This is a genomic window from Zeaxanthinibacter sp. PT1 (genome assembly GCF_028464225.1).
GTDB lineage: Bacteria > Bacteroidota > Bacteroidia > Flavobacteriales > Flavobacteriaceae > Zeaxanthinibacter.
The window spans coordinates 48,270-67,006 of sequence record NZ_JAQPCN010000002.1 but is presented as its reverse complement, the minus strand read 5'-3'; the positions used below and the strand labels follow the sequence as shown (position 1 = coordinate 67,006).

Annotated in this window: 15 protein-coding genes; 12 read left to right on the top strand and 3 right to left on the bottom strand. The window is 44.5% G+C overall.

What is annotated here, in order from left to right; translation table 11 throughout:
* Positions 1–216: 216 nt before the first annotated feature.
* Complete coding sequence (locus tag PP178_RS07345; RefSeq protein ID WP_272593692.1) at positions 217–2,286, top strand: tetratricopeptide repeat-containing sensor histidine kinase; 2,070 nt, start codon at positions 217–219, stop codon at positions 2,284–2,286.
* On the opposite strand, the gene bshB1 is transcribed toward PP178_RS07345, so the two are convergent.
* Complete coding sequence (gene bshB1 / locus PP178_RS07340; RefSeq protein WP_272593691.1) at positions 2,283–3,005, bottom strand: bacillithiol biosynthesis deacetylase BshB1; 723 nt, start codon at positions 3,003–3,005, stop codon at positions 2,283–2,285. The genes PP178_RS07345 and bshB1 overlap by 4 nt on opposite strands.
* A gap of 53 nt (positions 3,006–3,058) precedes the next feature.
* The gene (locus PP178_RS07335) at positions 3,059–4,234 is read right to left on the bottom strand and encodes a trans-sulfuration enzyme family protein (RefSeq protein ID WP_272593690.1); all 1,176 of its coding nucleotides are present in this window, start codon (positions 4,232–4,234) and stop codon (positions 3,059–3,061) included.
* A 347-nt stretch (positions 4,235–4,581) separates the two neighbouring features.
* Here PP178_RS07335 and proC point away from each other — a divergent pair, with 347 nt between their 5' ends.
* The 5 genes from proC (at position 4,582) to PP178_RS07310 (ending at position 9,248) form a co-directional block, all read left to right on the top strand.
* Complete coding sequence (gene proC, locus PP178_RS07330) at positions 4,582–5,388, top strand: pyrroline-5-carboxylate reductase (RefSeq protein WP_272593689.1); 807 nt, start codon at positions 4,582–4,584, stop codon at positions 5,386–5,388.
* Positions 5,389–5,390: 2 nt separating this feature from the next.
* On the top strand, positions 5,391–6,161 hold the full coding sequence (gene proB / locus PP178_RS07325) for a glutamate 5-kinase (protein WP_272593688.1): 771 nt from the start codon (positions 5,391–5,393) through the stop codon (positions 6,159–6,161).
* Between the two features lie 16 nt (positions 6,162–6,177).
* Entirely contained in the window at positions 6,178–7,377 is a 1,200-nt protein-coding gene (locus PP178_RS07320; protein WP_272593686.1) for a glutamate-5-semialdehyde dehydrogenase, read from the top strand.
* Between the two features lie 94 nt (positions 7,378–7,471).
* Positions 7,472–8,314, top strand: a complete 843-nt coding sequence (locus PP178_RS07315; RefSeq protein WP_272593685.1) for a GNAT family N-acetyltransferase — start codon at positions 7,472–7,474, stop codon at positions 8,312–8,314.
* 115 nt (positions 8,315–8,429) lie between these two features.
* A complete protein-coding gene (locus PP178_RS07310; protein WP_272593684.1) occupies positions 8,430–9,248 on the top strand; it encodes a membrane metalloprotease in 819 nt (272 codons plus the stop codon).
* 3 nt (positions 9,249–9,251) lie between these two features.
* Here the strand turns inward: PP178_RS07310 and ccsA are convergent, their stop codons facing one another.
* Positions 9,252–12,440: a cytochrome c biogenesis protein CcsA gene (gene ccsA / locus PP178_RS07305; protein ID WP_272593683.1), complete on the bottom strand. Its 3,189-nt coding sequence runs from the start codon at positions 12,438–12,440 to the stop codon at positions 9,252–9,254.
* A 192-nt stretch (positions 12,441–12,632) separates the two neighbouring features.
* On the opposite strand from ccsA, the gene PP178_RS07300 reads away from it, so the two are divergent.
* The 6 genes from PP178_RS07300 (at position 12,633) to PP178_RS07275 (ending at position 18,642) form a co-directional block, all read left to right on the top strand.
* Positions 12,633–13,397 carry a Rossmann-like and DUF2520 domain-containing protein gene (locus tag PP178_RS07300; protein ID WP_272593682.1) on the top strand — a complete coding sequence of 255 codons (765 nt, stop codon included), beginning with the start codon at positions 12,633–12,635 and terminating at the stop codon, positions 13,395–13,397.
* Positions 13,381–13,890: a KdsC family phosphatase gene (locus tag PP178_RS07295; protein WP_272593681.1), complete on the top strand. Its 510-nt coding sequence runs from the start codon at positions 13,381–13,383 to the stop codon at positions 13,888–13,890. The genes PP178_RS07300 and PP178_RS07295 overlap by 17 nt, the downstream gene beginning before the upstream one ends.
* A 19-nt stretch (positions 13,891–13,909) precedes the next feature.
* Complete coding sequence (locus PP178_RS07290) at positions 13,910–14,497, top strand: Maf family nucleotide pyrophosphatase (protein WP_272593680.1); 588 nt, start codon at positions 13,910–13,912, stop codon at positions 14,495–14,497.
* Positions 14,498–14,530: 33 nt separating this feature from the next.
* The gene (locus PP178_RS07285; protein WP_272593679.1) at positions 14,531–15,481 is read left to right on the top strand and encodes a septum formation inhibitor Maf; all 951 of its coding nucleotides are present in this window, start codon (positions 14,531–14,533) and stop codon (positions 15,479–15,481) included.
* 6 nt (positions 15,482–15,487) lie between these two features.
* A complete protein-coding gene (locus tag PP178_RS07280; protein ID WP_272593678.1) occupies positions 15,488–16,033 on the top strand; it encodes a mechanosensitive ion channel domain-containing protein in 546 nt (181 codons plus the stop codon).
* Between the two features lie 77 nt (positions 16,034–16,110).
* Positions 16,111–18,642: a PIG-L family deacetylase gene (locus PP178_RS07275; protein WP_272593677.1), complete on the top strand. Its 2,532-nt coding sequence runs from the start codon at positions 16,111–16,113 to the stop codon at positions 18,640–18,642.
* Positions 18,643–18,737: the final 95 nt, after the last annotated feature.

The window sequence follows — 18,737 nt, the reverse complement described above, 5'->3', positions numbered from 1 at the left end:
TTATTTCGTTCCACTTCATTTACTCTCCAATAATTTATGTAATCCATTACTTACTTCTGCTGAAGGTAATTTTTAAAATATCGATGAAATACACTTCAATACCGATAAAACAACCAAAATTTCCGTTTTCACAACATAAATTAAATGTAGCGCCGTTGTATAGATAACTTTATCACAACCTATTGAAACCAAACCTGTCCCAAACAACCACTATTCATGTTCGTGAGATCATCCTATAAGCGATTTATCCGATTATTTTTACTTCTGCTGCCGGTAGTCGCCTTTGCCTTTAGTGCCCAGGTCAACGAACGGGAGGAACTTAAAAGGAAGATCAGACAAATACAGGCCAGCAATGCCAATTACCAGAAAGATTCGGTCTATATCGATCTCTTACTGAACCTGGGAAAAGAAATTCGCTATTACAACTCGGATAGCCTCTATATTCTCGCAAAAGATGCTTTGGCATTTAGTAGAAAAATAAACTATCGCAAAGGTGAAAGCTACTCCTTTATGCGCATTGGTGATTACTATTCTGATAAGGGTGATAATAAAATGGCCGTTACCTTCTACGGAAAATCCCTGAACATCGCCAATGAAATTAAAAATACCGGGATAGCCTTGCAAACCATTAATAACCTCGCTTCTGAATATGGTTATATCGGGGATTATTCCAAAGCATTAAGTGGATACCTGGAAGGTATTGAAATGGCTAACAAGGTCAATGATAAGGAGATGCTCTCTATCATGAACGAGAATATTGCGAACCTGTATGCTTCCCAAAAGGATTATACGCAATCACTGGAATTCTTCAAAAAAGTCAGCAAACTGAATGAGGAGATCGGGAACGAGGTTTATTCGGCCCAGACCAATAGTAACCTGGCTTCTGTTTACGCCGAAATGGGAGAACAGGAATACGCAATGTTCCACATCAACAAGGCCATTGCCGTATTTGAGCGTCGTAACCTGGAAGATTGGCTTGCCTTTGCCTACGAGACAAAAGGGAAGGTATACCTGCAACAAGAGAATTATAAATGGGCCTTATACTGGTACCACCAGAGTGAACTACTTCATCAAAAGATCCAGGATGACCGGGGTATTATTGACCTTTATAACGGTATGGCCGAAGCCCACTTGGGTAAAGGTAATGATAGCATCTCTGAGCATTACGCCCAGAATGCATTTACAATTTCTACCCGGATACAATTTACCGAAGGAACCCAGAAATGTGCCAAAACCCTTTATAAGATTCATAAGAATAAAGAGAACTTCGCTGAGGCGCTGAGATACCACGAACTTTTTCAAAGACTCTCCGATACCTTGTCAAGGAATGAGAATTCCAAGATCCTGAGCATGCTCAAGACAAAAAATGAATACGATAAGCAAAAGATTGCCTTGATCGAGGATAATAAAAGAGAATTAGCCAAGCAGCAGAGTTATGTGAATATAGCCCTCTTTGTTCTCCTGATATTTATCGTAGTGACCTACCTGGTGCACCGCGGTCAGAAAATACAGAAGGTACTTAACCAAGAACTGAAATCCAAACAAGAGAGCCTGAAGCTCAGGGAGGCCGAGTTGGAGGAAAATATAAGTACGAAGAACAAATTATTTTCCATAATCGGACACGATCTAAGGGGACCTATCGGCGCCTTACAGAGCTTACTAAATATGTTTAAAGACGGTGAAGTTGGAAAAGACGATTTTTGGGATTTCATCCCCAAACTTCGGGATGACGTAGACCATATCAGTTTTACCCTGAATAACCTGTTACAATGGGGGTATACCCAGATGAACGGGGCGGTCACCAAACCAACGGTAGTAGCTATTGATTCACTTGTAGCTGAGAACATCAACCTGTTATCGGAAATGGCGGAAAATAAGAAGATCACCATAAATAATGAAATCCCTAAGAATACCCTGGTTTATGCCGATTCTAACCAGATCGATATCGTGGTGAGAAACCTGATCAGCAATGCGCTTAAATTTACTCCGGACAATGGGATCATCCAATTGAAGGTAGAGGATCACCAGAAACATTTTGAGTTCTCAGTTAGGGATACCGGTGTGGGTATGGACAAGATCACCCAGGAAAAATTATTTTCCAGGGATGCCAATGTCAGTACATATGGAACCAATAACGAAAAAGGTACCGGTCTTGGACTTTCCCTTTGCAAGGAAATGGTAGAGAAAAATAAGGGAACTATCTGGGTAGAAAGCGCGTTACGAATTGGAACCAGTTTCTATTTCACAATTCCCAAATACGAGAAAGCCCTTAGTAAAGCCTCCTAAATAAGATCTCTCAACGAATTGGCAGCGATTACTCGCTCTGTATTAAATCCCTCTGCGTATTCCACACCGACGAGACGCCCCAGGTCCCTTGCCCTGTAACCTATACTCTCCTGGAAGTTCTTACTGCTGATCGGTGTATCCGGTGCATTGGTATCCGGGTCATAAAATTGAGAAGAATAGGCGGCAATTGCCTTTTTTTTGGTATCCATATATCCCGTAACATCAATCACAAAGTCGGGTTCTAAATTCATCCATTGTATATAGTGGTATACCTGTTTTGGCCGCCAGGGATCCTGCCATTTGTCATCGCCCTCCATGCGGGTATCGATCTTAATCAGCCCACTGAGGAAACAAGCATCGCTGACCAGGGCGCTACCGCGGCCATGATCAATATGCCTGTCCTTTACCGCGTTACACAAAACAATATCCGGGCGGTATTTACGGATCATTCGGATGAGTGCCAGTTGATGTTCTTTATCATTGACGAAAAACCCATCGGCAAACTCCATATTCTCACGAACAGAAATCCCCAGGATTTTAGCCGCTTCCGCAGCTTCCCTGTCGCGAATCTCTGCACTTCCCCTGGTACCGAGCTCACCTCGAGTAAGATCTACAATCCCTACTTTCTTACCCAGGGCTACTTCTTTTGCTATGGTGCCCCCCACGCTTAACTCTGCATCGTCAGGATGGGCCCCGAAAACCAAAATGTCTAATTTCATAACTATTCTAAATGCCATTACCGGGTAACCGGAGAATGTCGTTATCGTTTAATTTATTTAGAGGTAACCGCTGTTTTTTCGGTGCTGGCCATAATTGCCTGGTCTATGTCGGCTATCAGGTCGTTAATATCCTCTATCCCCAGCGAGAACCTGATCATACTTAATGATATTCCCAGTCTTAGCCGTTCATCCTCGGGTAATAATGCATGAGAAGTTGCTGCGGGGGATGTCACTGTACTTTCTATCCCCGCCAGGCTCATGGAAGGTTTCACCAGCTTCAGGGACATCCTGAATTTTTCAGGGTCGTAGCCCTGGACCAGGTCAAAGGACAACATACCCCCAAAACCTTTCATCTGCTTAGTGGCAAGAAGGTGATCCGGGTGGGCTTTCAGCCCGGGATAGTGCACCATCTTTACCGCTTTATGAGTACTGAGGTAATTGGCCATTTTCATGGCATTTTCATTCTGTGCTCTTACCCTGATGCCCATAGTCTTCAAGCTTCTCTCTAACAACCAGACAGTATAATCACTCAGGTTACCTCCCAGGTTCCTTCCCATAAGGTTAATGGGCTTCATATGCTCTTCAGAACAGGCTACCGCACCGGCCAGAATATCGGAGTGTCCGCCCATGTACTTGGTGGCACTGTGAAGTACAATGTCTATTCCAAACTCGATCGGGTTTTGATTTACAGGGCTGGCAAAAGTATTATCGATCATGGAGACCAGCTTGTGTTCTTTAGCCAATGCCGCAATTGCTTTCATATCTGTTATGGACAATAGAGGGTTGGACGGAGTCTCTATATAAATTACTTTGGTATCGGGGGTGATAGCGGCTTCAAAAGCAGACACATTACTGCCTTCCACGAAGGTATAGCCGATTCCATAGCGTTCAAATAATTCGGTAACCAGGTTATAGGTACCCCCGTACAGCATTTCCTGCAAAACAATATGGTCCCCGGACTTAAGGTAAGCCAGCAGAGTTGTGCTGATGGCCGCCATTCCACTTCCGAAGATCAGAGCTGCTTCTGTTTTTTCAAGTGCGGCGATCTTCCTGCTCAAAGCCTCCTGGTTGGGTGTATTAAAATACCTGGGGTAACGTTTTATGTCCACATTCTCGAAGGCATACGACGTGCTCATATATAATGGAGAAACGGCGCCTTTAAAAGATGCGTCTTCCAGTTCGCCTGTGTGGGTGCAAATGGTATTAAGACCTAATTTTTTTTCCTTCATAATTGCTGGTTCCTATAGCTGTTAAAGTTAGTAAAAAGTGCAGAACTGCCTATTAAGAACAACAACAACAAAATTGGGGAAGTTTCTATGAGTATAGCTCAACCATATACGTCAATAATACTAGTGATACCACAAAGAATAACACCTCTGTAGCCTTATATTTCAAGGTATGCCTTGAGTAAGACCACCGGAATTTACACCGGGTTAACAATTTGACAATTTAACTGTGTCTGATTATCAGCTTGATGATTTTATTGTTAAAACTCCCGTCATTACTCAATGAATTTTTATATGTCCCAGATTTTTTTAGGTTGTATTCTTAATATTTAAACAAATAACATAAAGTTATGACAGTATTAGTCATCGGTGCAGGAAACATGGGACTTACCTACGCCGAAGGAATGTCCAAATCCCCCTTTCTTAAAAAAAGGAACATCATGATCCTGGACACTTCTGAAGAAAAACAAAAACAAATTGGGAAGATCGAATACTTTGATGGGTTTAAAGACCTCAAAGATTGTGTTCCCGCAGCAGACATCATTTTTGTCGCTGTAAAACCATACCATGCGGATGCATTATTTGAGCAGATGAAACCTTATCTGAACAATGATAAGATCATCATCTCCATAATGGCAGGGGTAACGATACAGGGGATGCGGGATGCCACCGGCATTTCTAAGATCGTACGAGCCATGCCAAACCTACCGGCTGCCGTAGGAAAAGGAATTACTTCTTATGTATCTGCACCTGAAGTTTCACGGATAGAACTTTTCACTGTAGAAGGTTTACTCGCCAGTACAGGGAAAGCAATCAGGGTTAGCAGTGAAAAATATATAGATGCCTCCACCGGTATCTCCGGAAGCGGACCCGCCTATGTCTTCTATTTTATGCAGAGTATGATGGAAGCAGCACTACAGATGGGCTTTGATGCCAACGATTCTAAAGTGCTGGTGAGTCAGACCTTTACCGGTGCGGTCGAATTATTTAACCAGTCCCAACTCTCACCTAACTCCTGGATGGAAATGGTTGCCTCTAAGGGTGGAACCACCAGGGCAGCCTTAGACTCTATGGATGATAATAATGTAAGTGAATTAATTAAAGAAGCTGCTTTCGCCGCCTTTAACAGGGCTGTAGAGCTTGGAGAAACTCATTAATTATGTACGAGAAGAAAATAGTGATCAAGGTTGGTACTAACGTGATGACCAACAAAAATAACAGGATCGTAAGACCGGTGCTACGGAGCCTGGTTTCCCAGATCGCAGAATTGTATGAACAAGACATTATAACCGTCTTAGTTTCTTCAGGTTCTGCTATTGCCGGGAGAGAAGTCCTTGGAAAATCCAAGATTGAGGATAAAACCCAGAGAAGGCAGGTATATTCTGCCATCGGGCAACCCAGGATGATGAGGTTGTATTACAACATCTTCCAGGATTACGGGTTAAAATGTGCCCAGGTCTTACCGACCAAGCGGGACTTTAACCCGGGAGTACATCGTGAAAATATGATCAATTGCTACGAAGGCTTATTATCTGAAGGAGTGATCCCGATTGCGAACGAAGATGATGCGGTTTCAGTTACCATGTCTATGTTCTCAGACAATGATGAATTGGCCACACTTGTTGCCAATTTACTGAATGCGGATATGCTGATCATTCTTACGGATATTGACGGGCTTTACACCGGTCACCCGGAAGACGATGAGACCAAGCTGCTGCAGGATGTACACGTAGATGACAATATCGATAAATATATCGCGGAATCCGGTAAAAAAGAAGGAGAAGGTCGTGGAGGAATGGCTTCAAAAATGGATTACGCAAAACAAGCTGCCTCTAATAATATTCCTACCTATATCGCCAACGGTAAAACGGAAAATATTATCCTGGACATTGTTGCCGGTAAAGCTGTAGGAACAAGAGTGAGCTTATAAACTCAAAAACAATTCAATGAAATTACTAGATACAAATAAGAAAAATAATGTCCTTAAATCCATGATCCGGATCCTTGGGGAAAATCGGTCAGAATTACTGGCTGCCAACAAGGAAGATCTGGACCTGTTTAAAAGGGACGACCAGGCCATGTATGACAGGCTGGTTATAGATGATTCTAAAGTAGACGGTATGATCGCGTCTGTACAATCGGTCATGGAACAGGAAGATCCTGTTGGGAAAGTTATCTCTGACCGTGAAGTACACGACGGTTTAAAGGTGATCAATAAGACAGCTCCCTTCGGGACTATCATGATTATTTATGAATCAAGGCCTGATGTCACTATAGAAGCAGCTGTCCTGGCTTTTAAAGCCAATAATAAGATCTTGTTGAAAGGCGGTAAAGAGGCCAAGCACAGTAACGCCATGCTGGTCGAATTCTGGCATCGTGCTCTTACCGAAAACGGGCTTGACAAGGACTGGATACAACTCATGAACATGAGTCGTGAAGAAACACAGGAATTCCTAAGGAATCCTACCCAGCCCCTGGACCTTATCGTACCACGGGGAGGTGAACGCCTCATTAATTTTGTGAAAGATCATGCAGAATGTGCAGTATTGGTCAGTGGTAGAGGGAACAACTTTTTGTTTATTGACAAGCACGCCGATTGGCAAAAGACCAAGCAGGTAATTCTGAACGCAAAAACGCATAAAATTTCTGCCTGTAATGCACTGGATAAGATATTAGTCCACAGCGAGTTCCCGGAATATGAAGCTAAGCTGAATGAATTGCATGGGTTCTTAAAAGAAAATGGCGTTGAAGTTCTTACAGATGAAAGGACCAACAAGGTGCTCACTGAAACCGAGACCGTCAAAGACGAATCGGTTTGGTATGAAGAGTTCCTGGCCATGAAATGCGTGATTGGTACCGTGGACAGCGTGGATGAAGCCATGGATAAGATCAACAAATATTCAGGCGGACACTCTGCAGCCATTATGTCTGACGACCAGCAGAACGCTGTACAATTCATGGAACAGGTAGACAGTGCCGCAGTATACCAGAATGCCTCTACGAGATTTACAGATGGGGGAAGTATGGGTGTAGGCGCAGAATTAGCCATAAGTACAGACAAACTGCACCACAGGGGACCACTTGGTTTGAATGAATTAGTGACCAATAAGTATTACGTGTACGGGGACGGACACGTTAGATCCTAGTCTTAACTGAATTTAAGGTAGTCCACTTCCTCTTGCTGTATAATACAGCGACAGGAAGTGGCTCTGCTTTTAACCGGAAAATTACACAGCATATATGGGATATGATTCAATGGAAAATATTAACGGAGCCGTAGTTCATCACGGAGGGGGCAACAAGAACCTGTACGTTACGCTTTACCAACGTGAAACACTTGAAGAAGTGATAGCTAAAATGAACCATATGGCCAAGGAACTGGATTGCGATAAGATCGTCTCTAAAGTTCCTGAATGGGGAATAGAACCGTTCCTCGCTAAAGGGTACCAGGAAGAAGCCAAAATACCCGGCTTATTTGATGGGGACACCACCGGTTATTTTCTTTCACAATTTCTTGACCCGCAACGGAAACATTGCGAAAAGCGGGAACAGAAAGTCATAGATTCCGTCAAAACTATTGCCAAAGCATCAGTGACAAATTCCAATGCGTATAAAATGTCTGGGAATTTCCAATTGAGAGAATTGACTGAGAAGGACAAAGATTCATTGATCGCCCTGTATAAAGCAGCCTACCTGGACTATCCCTACCCTTCACGTTTTGCTAAGCAAGTAGACGAAGGCTTTAATAAAGGAGCGGTATATTTTGGAATTTTTGAAGAAGGCAAACTGGTTGAGACCGCAAGAATGTATGTCTATCCTGAATTGGTACACGCAGAGATCTCAGATTTTGCCTCGCATCCTAATCACAGGGGACAGAACCTTTCATACTACCTGGTAGAAAAAATGATTGCGAGCGCAAAAGAAAGGTCGCTCAAATCGATATGTGTGCAGGCAAGAGCTACCTCTTACGGCAGAAATATCACGCTTAGTAAACTGGGCTTTGAATGTGGAGGTACACTCAGGAACAATACCCTGATTGGGAGCAGCTTGGAAAGCGTAAACGTCTGGCACCAAAAGCTTTGATGCTTATTTATTTGAAAAATCGATAAAAAAAACGACTTTTGCAGCCGTTTGAACCGATATATAAATAAAATATTTAGCAGGGGCGACCGTTATTGAGTTACCCCAATCTTTAACTATGAAGCTGACAACCCCATTCAGATCTTCTCTGAACATCATTGCCATTGTAGTTCTATCCATAATTTATTCCTCCTGTTCTACAGATGCTATGCAGCCCATTAATGAGAGCGTAGACAACCAGGAACAGCAAAATATAGATAAGGATGCCAACCGCCGGAGTACCGGTAGTTCTTCAGAAGCTTTACTTTCTGAAAAGGCGTTTACTTCCATACAACTTGAGCTCCAGTACATGCCGGGAATGGAGCCCAGCCAGCAGACCGTTGAGAACTTCAAGGATTTCCTTGAAAACAGGCTGAACAAACCCCAGGGTATTACCCTATCCGTAAAAGAGATTCCGTCCGGAAATAAAGAATTTTACAGTATTGACGATATTGTCAGCCTGGAGAACAATCATAGGACGGCTTATAATGATGACCGCCAGATCGCGGTCTGGGGTATTTTCCTGGATGCTGAGTATTCAGAAAATACGGAGAACGGTACCGTGTTAGGGGTAGCTTTTAGAAATACTTCTTTTGCGCTATTTGAATCTTCAATACAGGATTTCAGCAATCGCCCCTTCTCCCCTTCCAGAACTGTGTTAGAGTCTACTGTACTCAACCATGAATTTGGGCACCTTATGGGCTTAGTGAATGCCGGTGCACCGCTACAATCCAATCACCAGGATACTGAACACGGAAGGCATTGTACCGATGAGAATTGTCTTATGTACTGGACGGCTGAGACCGGTGAGGGCATTGTTGACATGCTCACCGGTGGAAATATCCCATCTTTGGATAATCAGTGCATCGCTGACCTGAGAGCCAACGGGGGAAAATAACACTCAGCTTGCTTTGGCTGATTTCTTCTTTGGGTAATGGATACCGTTTCTCCAGTAACTAACAGCTCCCAGCACCCCAACTCCGGCTACTGTATACCAGACGAATGAAGGTGTGATCACCTGCGCACCACTTGCATAACTGTGCAATCCGGCCAGGTAAAAGTTTACCCCGAAATAGGTCATCATAATACTTGCAAAGGCGATAATACTCAGGAAATTAAAGGTCCATCTGCCTCTTAGTCCCGGGATCAGCCTTGTATGGATCACGAAAGCATAAATCATAATAGAGATCAGTGCCCAGGTTTCTTTGGGGTCCCATCCCCAGTACCGGCCCCAGCTCTCATTGGCCCATTGTCCTCCCAGGAAGTTACCTATAGTCAGCATAATAAGGCCTACAGTAAGCGCCAGCTCATTAATGATGGTAAGTTCTTTTAGCGCATGAGACATTCGTTTTTTATTCTTTTTGTTGGTGAGGATCATCAGCAATAGGGACACTACACCCAGGATCATTCCTACGGTAAGCGGTCCATAGCTCGCCACGATCACTGCCACGTGGATCATCAGCCAGTAACTGTCCAGCACAGGCTGCAGGTTGGCAATAGAAGGGTCTACCCAGCTCTGGTGAGCTATCCATAATAACATACTGGTCACGAAAGCAGAAGCTGAGATGGTAAGCTCGCTTTTTCTCCCCAATAAAAGACCCATTCCCATGGTGGCCCAGGAAACGTACAGGATACTTTCATAGGCATCACTCCAGGGAGCATGACCCGAAATAAACCAACGCAGAATAAGTCCGCCGGTATGCCAGGCGAAGAACAACAGTATGACTCCCTTAAAGAAATAGGTCGCGACTCGCCAAAGGGATCTATCCTTGAAGATGCGGAAAATCAGTACGACGAACATCAGCAGACCAACCAAGGCGTAATACTTATACAACCGATTAAAAATGTCTAACTTGTTGTAAATGACCTCGGCTTCTACCTTTTCAGGAGAAGGAAGTATTTCATACCCATGATTTTTCTGGTTCTGCTCAAAGGCGGCTAATAGTTTGTCGGCCTCTGAATAATCACCGGTTTTGGTCGCTTCCCTGAGCGACATCAGGTAATAGGGCACTGCGTTCCTGACAAAATTAGCATAAAGGGAATCCCCTACCTGGTAAGATCCGGACCTGAACTCTGTGGCAGATATCCATTTATTATTTTCATCATTGAGCAGTGGGAAAACCTTTATGATCTCTCCACTGAGAGCCCTGTTCAGCAAGCCTAACCTGAGATCAACATCTTTAAAATCTTTCTGAAATTTATCCGGGGTGTTGGTCGCATAGGCTTCTTCCAGGTAACTGGCCAGTTTATACTGCCCTTTCTCATCAAAGAAATCCGTGGCTTTTACGTAATCCTGATCTTCTGGCACACCGATGACGTGCCTTATACTATCATTGGCACCTTTCTTATCCAAAGCGATGAAATCAGTATTGTACCAGGCCGGTGGATTCATCATCATGGAAAGCAGAACCTGGTCCGAATTCAGGTTTTTATAGTCGTCTTTAAAACTGAGTTTTCGCAGTAATTCGGAAGAAAAGGTATTGATGGGCTTCATTCGACCTCCATCATCCTGTATGACAAGCTTGCCGAATTTCTCAGCATGTTCCTCGGCTACAGTAGTAGCCTTTATGAGGGAATCTATCTGTTGCTGGGCGGGTGAGAGATCGTGTATGTGATCATCGTCTTGCTGGGAAAAGGCGGATGTACCACATAAGAGGAACAGACCGACCATTAAGGCAGCTTTTTTCTTCTTCAACTTGTCCAGAGAATTGGCTAAGTCCTTAAAGCGGGTCTTGCCGAAGAACATGATTCCCATCAAGCCAATATACAGTAAGAAATAACCAATATAGGTGATCCAGGTTCCCCAGAAGTCATGGTTTACGGAGAGTACGGTTCCTTTTTCATCCGGGTCAAAACTCGCCTGGAAAAAGCGGTATCCCTGGTGATCTAACACATGGTTCATATAAATATCATAATCAAATGGGCGCTCGTCTTCAACAGTCACTTTACTCATAAACGAAGCATATCCTTTTTCTGTCCCGGGGTATTTTTCCGCGATAAAATCATTCAGGGTGATGCTGAAGGGGAGTTCGTGAACTTTTGATCCATATCCCAGGGTAAATTCCAGTCCTCCTACTTCGAACTTGTCGGTAAAATTGGTAGATCCTTTACTTCCCAAAACCTTCTTCTGAACTTTCTCCCCATTTGTTTCCACTTGCAGGACCAAGGCATCCTGGCTCATGTCTGTAACTTCTTCTTCGGGGATCCTGACCACCCCGTATGTGCCTGTTACCACCGGGTCCGGGATAACAAACTGCATAGTACCAACGGTGTACAGTGCTCTTCGCTGCAAGGTTTGCAGGCTGTCTTTGATGAGTGTACCACGCTGCTGATCGGCCATCCTCAGGTAATCTCCCTCAAATGGAGAACGGATCTGGTAAGAATCCCCCTCCTGGAAAATATTGATGGCGCCCTCTGTGGGCTTATTAAGGGCAAACAGAACATTATGAATACTGGATACTTTCCCGGATTCGAGGAAATGTTCGTGCCTGTTCCCATCACCGGCCTCGACGATCTTCAGATAGGTCTTTCCTTCCTCCCCGGGAATAAGTCCTTCCTTTGCTCCACGTATGAATTCTACGAAACTGATCTTGAAATCCTGTCCTCCAAAATCTCCTTTCCAGGGTAGGTTAGATTTCATAGCCTCAGAGGTTACAATAAGGTCATCTTCCAGGGTCTTTCGCTTAACACTCCCGTCTATCTCCCCATCCACAAAGGCTGTCAGGTATGTTTTGTCAGAATAAAAGACATTTTCTGTCTTACCTTCCCTGATAGGCATCATTCCTTCAAAACTGATATACCGGGTAACGAAAGCCCCAATAATGATCAATATCCAGGAAACATGCAGCATTAATACAGCCCATTTCTCTTTTCGCAGTAAGCGGTACCTACCGATATTCCCGATAAAGTTGATCACGAAGAACAACATGATCAATTCAAACCAGGTGGCATTATAAATCCAGATCCGGGCAGTTTCAGTACTATACCAACTCTCTATAAATGTACCAAAGGCCATGGCCGTGGCAAAAGCGATAAAGAGTATTGCGGTAAAACGAGTGGAGAACAAGAAATTCTTGAAGATGTTTGTCATTATGGCTGAATGCTTTGCATTTACATATTCAGGCTGCAAAAATACAGCATTTACAACTATTTTATGCCAAATTAACATCTTAGTAGTATAAGTACCATAGGTAGGGCCACCAAGTATGGTGTTCATGGTGTAATTGCCGTTCTCCGCAGCTATAAATAGGCCAGGATTTTATTTAATGTGTATTTTTACCACATGATCAAAGTCGTACTTATCGGCACCGGGAATGTCGCCAACCAACTGTTCCAAACCTGGAGAACGGTACAGGAAGTAGACCTCATCCAGGTCGTCGGTAGAAGCGAGGAAAAACTACAATCATTTGCTCCCTTTACGGAGACCGGGCAAGTGCACAAAATAAATCAGGAGGCCGATATCTACCTCCTCGCCATCAGCGATGATTCCGTGCAGGAAGTAGCTGCCCAACTAAACATAAAGGATAAACTCCTGTTACACACTGCGGGAAACCTGTCCATTGATGTATTTGACAAAACGCAACGTTGTGGCGTTTTTTACCCACTTCAGACCTTTAGCAGTTCCCGGCAGGCCAATTTCAGGGAGATCCCTATCTGTATAGAGAGCCGGGATAAGGATGACATGGAACAAATAAGAAGGTTGGGGCATACGCTGTCGGAAAAAGTGGTCGAGATTTCCAGTGAGCAGCGACAGCAACTGCACCTCGCCGCCGTATTCGCCAACAATTTCACGAATCACCTCTTGAAAATTTCCCAGGAACTCCTGGAGGAGAACAAGTTAAACTTTGAGCTACTTCGGCCATTGATCAGGGAAACTACGGCAAAACTAGAACAACTTTCTCCATTGGATGCACAGACCGGCCCGGCCAGAAGAGCGGATTACGGAACCATGGATAAACACCTGGATCTCCTTAAAAATGAACTACATAAAGATATATATCGCCTGATCAGCAAATCGATCCAAACCAACTATGGAAACAAGTTATAAAACACAATTAAAAGACATAGACACTTTTGTTTTTGATGTAGATGGAGTGTTCACTGACGGGAATATCCTGATTACCTCCGAGGGTGAGTTACTCCGGAAAATGAATATGCTTGACGGATTCGCCGTACGCACAGCCATCGATGCAGGTTATGCTGTTTGTATCATTAGCGGAGGGAAGAATGAGGGGGTCCGTAAACGTATGCAAGGCTTAGGAGTAACCGACATCCACCTGGGTGTGCAATTTAAAGAAGAAGCCTTGGATGAGTATATGGATATCTATGCAAAAAAACCTGCCAATACACTTTATATGGGAGATGACCTACCGGATATCCCTGCGATGAAAAAAGTGGGACTTCCTGTTTGCCCGCAGAACGCCGTTGCAGAAGTAAAAGCCGTGGCCAAGTACGTTTCCCATAAATCCGGTGGAGAAGGTTGTGTCAGGGAGGTGATAGAACAAGTACTGAAAGTTCGGGGCGATTGGCCGGTTCACTAAAACTGATAACCATACAAGAATGTTGCACAGCTTACTAAAGGGAAATAAAATCATCCTATCCTCGGCATCTCCCAGGAGACAGCAATTTTTCCAGGAGCTGGGGATCCCTTACGAACTCCGGCTAAAACCAGTCGAGGAAATTGCACCGGATCATTTAAAAGGAGCCGCGATTGCCGAGTATCTCGCCCAGCTCAAAGCAGATGCACAGGCAGACGGGCTGGCCAAAGGAGAGATCCTGGTCACGGCTGATACCATCGTATGGCACCGGGACCGCATGCTGCCCAAACCAGCTGATCGGGAAGAGGCTGTACAGATGTTGAGGGATTTATCCGGGGATTGGCACCAGGTAATATCCGCAGTCTCCATGTCTACAGTTGAAAAAAGAGTGACTGATCACCGAACCACCGGGGTTAAGTTCAAGGTGCTTAGCGAGGAGGAGATTACCTATTATGTAGACGAGTATCGCCCATACGATAAAGCAGGGGGATACGGGATACAGGAATGGATCGGGCTGGTCGCCATTGAAGAGATCAGGGGATCCTATACTAATGTTGTTGGTTTGCCCACCACTATGGTTTGCGATATGTTAAGGCTAATTGCAGGCTGAAGCAAATTGGGTATTTTTATAAAAACTATTACGATGAAAAAGTCTTCTATACCGGGTGCTTTAACACTGGCTGCAATGTATGTCCTGTTGTTCTTATCCTGTAAGGATCAAGGCACAGGAACTGATGACATAGCAAAGAACCGGGCAGATGAGGCTAAAGATCAACAATTTGAGAAACCCGCCCTGACCCCAGATTTTAAGTCGTATTGGTTTGCCGGGGAGGCAGAGATCAGCTCTTACCAACTGGAGCAAGCGAGGTATGGGGAGCTGAGGGAAGGTGACGCAGCCCTGATATATGTAACAGAACCTTTTGTAAAAGACAAACAAGTTAAAGCCGATAATAGTGATCCTTCCAATATCACGGTACTGAAATTGAACAGCACTAAAAACTTTCTTACTGGGATCTACCCCTACTCTATCATGACCAGCACTTTTTACCCCTTAAACGGGCAGGCTCATGCCTTGAAAGTGACCAATAGTGTGCAGGAATGGTGCGGGCAGGTCTTTGCACAGCTCAACAACAGGGATAAGTTCCAGGTGAATGCTTATTCCTATTTTGAATCAGAGGGAGACCAGGAACTGGCTTTGGATAAGGATATCCTGGAAAATGAAATATGGACTCAGCTCAGGGTAGACCCCGAAAGCCTTCCCATCGGTGAGACCAGGATGATACCTTCATTTGAATACCTGCGGCTGGCGCATAAAGAATTGAAAGCTTACGGCGTCAGCACAAGCCGCTACGCTGATGGCGAACACATGGTATTTGAATTGCATTACCCGGAGCTGCAGCGCAGGCTGAAGATCATCTACCTGGGTGAATTTCCATACCAAATAGAAGGGTGGACCGAAACCTATCCCAGTGGCTTTGGAGATGCAGCGGAGCTGATGACTTCTACAGCGAAAAAAATTAAAACAATGAACATCCCTTACTGGCAGAGAAACAAAAATAAGGATGTAATTTTACGCGATAGTCTTGGATTATAAACCTCTATGAAAGAATTACTTTTTACATTTAAAAATGAACTGGCCAGCACGGGTATTATTCTGCTCCTGATGCTCTTGCTGAAATTTGGAATCACCAAAACCGTCCGAAAAGTAGGCCGACTCAGTGACATCCACGAGGTCCGCACCCGCCTCATTACAAAATACCTGTCTTTTGGACTGACATTCCTCGGAATCGTCGCGATCATCTTTGTATGGGGAGTTAACATCAGGGATATAGGCCTGGTTTTTTCTTCCATCTTCGCCGTGATAGGTGTAGCCCTTTTCGCCTCCTGGTCCATAATAAGTAACGTCACGGCAGGGGTGATTCTCTTCTTTACCTTTCCGTTCAAGATCGGAGACCGGATCAAGATCTTTGATAAGGAAATCGATTATGAAGGCAGCCTGCTCATCGAAGATATTCGCGCTTACCATATACACTTAAGAAAGGATAATGGGGAATTAATGACCTATCCCAACAACCTGCTCTTGCAAAAGGCAGTTTCCCTGATCGATACTTACGATCACACCCGTGAAGGCAGCGATGCTTTGTAATTGTTAAAGAAGTTTTAAATGGAAAAGCTTCGCTGTTAAAGTTTCTATATTTGAGTACCGACAAAAGCTAAACAAACATGCGTATTTTACTGGTTTTCCTTCTTGGATTACAATGTATTTCCTTTCCGGCACTGGCCCAGGCACCACCACCACAATCTTCCTCCGATATCTACCAGAACCTGAAAGAATTGAATTTCTTTGGGAGGGCCCTGTATATCGCTGCCCACCCGGATGACGAAAACACCCGCCTGATCGCTTACCTTTCTAAAGAACAGAAAGCCAGGACTGCCTACCTCTCTGTCACCCGTGGTGATGGAGGACAAAACCTGATTGGCCAGGAACTCAGGGAACTGTTAGGAGTCTTAAGAACACAGGAACTCCTGGCCGCCCGACGTGTAGACGGAGGTGAACAGTATTTTACGCGAGCAAATGATTTTGGCTACTCCAAGCACCCCGACGAAACCCTAAAGATCTGGGATAAGGAAGCGGTACTAGGCGATGTGGTTTGGGTGATCCGAAATTTTCAACCCGACGTGATCATCAATCGATTTGACCACCGGACTCCCGGTTCTACACATGGTCATCATACTTCATCTGCCATGCTGAGTACCGAGGCATTTGACCTTGCAGGAGATGCAACGGCCTACCCTGATCAATTAAGCGAGGTAGACCCCTGGCAACCTAAAAGACTGTTTTTTAATACTTCCTGGTGGTTTTATGGCAGCCAGGAGAATTTTGAAAAAGCGGATAAATCCAATATGCTGACCTTTGACACCGGGATTTATTACCCGGTCTTGGGAAAGTCTAATAACGAGATCGCCGCCCAGGCGAGCAGCCAACACCTTAGCCAGGGATTTGGCCGGATGTTACAGCGGGGCTCAGAGAATGAATATATAGAATTACTGAAAGGGGATTCATTTGCATCCACCAAGCAACTTTTTGATGGTATAGACACCAGCTGGTCCCGTATTGAGGCGGGCGAAGAAATCGGTCAGCTGTTATACCCCCTCGAGAATAATTTCAATTTTAAAGACCCTTCGGTACACCTTCCGGACTTACTGAAAGCACACGGTATGCTGAGCGCACTGGGTGACAGCAGTTGGAAGGATCAAAAACTTAGGGAACTGGAACAGATTATCCTGTCCGTAAGCGGCATATTCCTTGAAGCAGTTGCAGACGAGCCAAGCAGCTATCCCGGGGGTGCCGTGACCGTAGCGCTTGAAGTGATTAACCGCAGCAAGAATGATGTGACATTAGTTTCCGCTGATCTCACTGCTACTCCACTCCAATCGTTTGATAAAAAACTTGAGGACAACCAAAAATTAACCGAATCCCTGGAACTCACCATCCCTGCAGATGCAGCTTATTCCAGTCCCTACTGGCTAAATGAAAAAGGTAGCCTGGGAATGTATAAAGTAGAAGACCGATCACTCATCGGGCAACCGGAAACCCCAAGGGAGTTTAAAGCTGTTTTTAAACTGGATATTGCAGGTTATCCCCTGGAAGTGACACGCTCCATCATCCATAAATATTCAGAACCGGATAAGGGTGAGATCTACAGGCCATTTGAAATATTACCCGAAGTGACGGCTAGGTTCAGTGAACCCGTATTCATTTACACGAACGGGTATCCGCACCTGATCCCGGTTCGTATCAGGGCCAACAGGAACAATGTCAAAGGATCTATCGCCCTGGATACCAAAGATGGCTGGTCTACAGAGGAGACAAACATTCCTTTTGAAATAGCAAATAAGGGAGATGAGATCACCGTAAATTTCTCATTGACCTCTCCAACTACTGAAAGTGAAAGCGAGATCAGACCGGTTATCAGTCTTGACGGTAAGAAGTTAAGCCGTGAACTGGTGACTATAGATTACGATCATATTCCTACCCAATCAGTGCTCCTGCCGGCCAGCGCCAAAGTAGTACGCCTGGATATTAAAAAGGCCGGGGAAGATATAGGTTATATCGCGGGCGCTGGAGACCTGGTCCCTGAAAGCCTGAGACAGATCGGGTATAAAGTTAGTATGATAGACCCCGCTTCTATTCAAAAAGGAAGCCTGGACAAATACGATGCAATTGTGGTGGGGATCCGCGCCTATAATGTTTTGGATGAATTAAAATTTAAACAACCTTTCTTATTTGAATACGTAAAAAAAGGAGGCAACCTGATACTCCAGTATAATACTGCAGGGCGAAGGGATGCCGATATGGATTTCTTAGCCCCTTACCCGCTTCAATTGTCCCGTGACAGGGTTTCTGATGAGAATGCGCCGGTTGATATTATAGCCCCGGATCATCCCCTGGTTAATAAACCGAACCCCATAAATCAGGAGGATTTTGAAGGCTGGGTGCAGGAGCGCGGACTATATTTCCCGGGATCCTGGGACCAGGCCTTTACCCCCATTCTTTCCATGAATGATTCCGGGGAATCGCCAAAAAAAGGTTCCCTATTAGTAGCCCCATACGGAAAAGGCCATTATATTTACACTGGGCTGAGTTTTTTCAGGGAGCTTCCCGCCGGTGTCCCGGGCGCTTATAAATTATTTGCCAATATGTTATCTCTGGGCAAAAAGACCAAGTCCGAGAAACAAGCCACAAAAGGTTAGCATGGAAGAGAAATTTGTTTGGAAGAAATCTTACACCTGGGTATTATTACTGAATGCCACTTACATCCTCATTTTCTATTACCTAATGACGACCT

Coding starts and splice junctions, on each gene's coding strand:
- PP178_RS07345 (WP_272593692.1), top strand. CDS start 217: ATGTTCGTGAGATCATCCTATAAGCGATTTATCCGATTATTTTTACTT.
- bshB1 (WP_272593691.1), bottom strand. CDS start 3,005: ATGAAATTAGACATTTTGGTTTTCGGGGCCCATCCTGACGATGCAGAG.
- PP178_RS07335 (WP_272593690.1), bottom strand. CDS start 4,234: ATGAAGGAAAAAAAATTAGGTCTTAATACCATTTGCACCCACACAGGC.
- proC (WP_272593689.1), top strand. CDS start 4,582: ATGACAGTATTAGTCATCGGTGCAGGAAACATGGGACTTACCTACGCC.
- proB (WP_272593688.1), top strand. CDS start 5,391: ATGTACGAGAAGAAAATAGTGATCAAGGTTGGTACTAACGTGATGACC.
- PP178_RS07320 (WP_272593686.1), top strand. CDS start 6,178: ATGAAATTACTAGATACAAATAAGAAAAATAATGTCCTTAAATCCATG.
- PP178_RS07315 (WP_272593685.1), top strand. CDS start 7,472: ATGGGATATGATTCAATGGAAAATATTAACGGAGCCGTAGTTCATCAC.
- PP178_RS07310 (WP_272593684.1), top strand. CDS start 8,430: ATGAAGCTGACAACCCCATTCAGATCTTCTCTGAACATCATTGCCATT.
- ccsA (WP_272593683.1), bottom strand. CDS start 12,440: ATGACAAACATCTTCAAGAATTTCTTGTTCTCCACTCGTTTTACCGCA.
- PP178_RS07300 (WP_272593682.1), top strand. CDS start 12,633: ATGATCAAAGTCGTACTTATCGGCACCGGGAATGTCGCCAACCAACTG.
- PP178_RS07295 (WP_272593681.1), top strand. CDS start 13,381: ATGGAAACAAGTTATAAAACACAATTAAAAGACATAGACACTTTTGTT.
- PP178_RS07290 (WP_272593680.1), top strand. CDS start 13,910: ATGTTGCACAGCTTACTAAAGGGAAATAAAATCATCCTATCCTCGGCA.
- PP178_RS07285 (WP_272593679.1), top strand. CDS start 14,531: ATGAAAAAGTCTTCTATACCGGGTGCTTTAACACTGGCTGCAATGTAT.
- PP178_RS07280 (WP_272593678.1), top strand. CDS start 15,488: ATGAAAGAATTACTTTTTACATTTAAAAATGAACTGGCCAGCACGGGT.
- PP178_RS07275 (WP_272593677.1), top strand. CDS start 16,111: ATGCGTATTTTACTGGTTTTCCTTCTTGGATTACAATGTATTTCCTTT.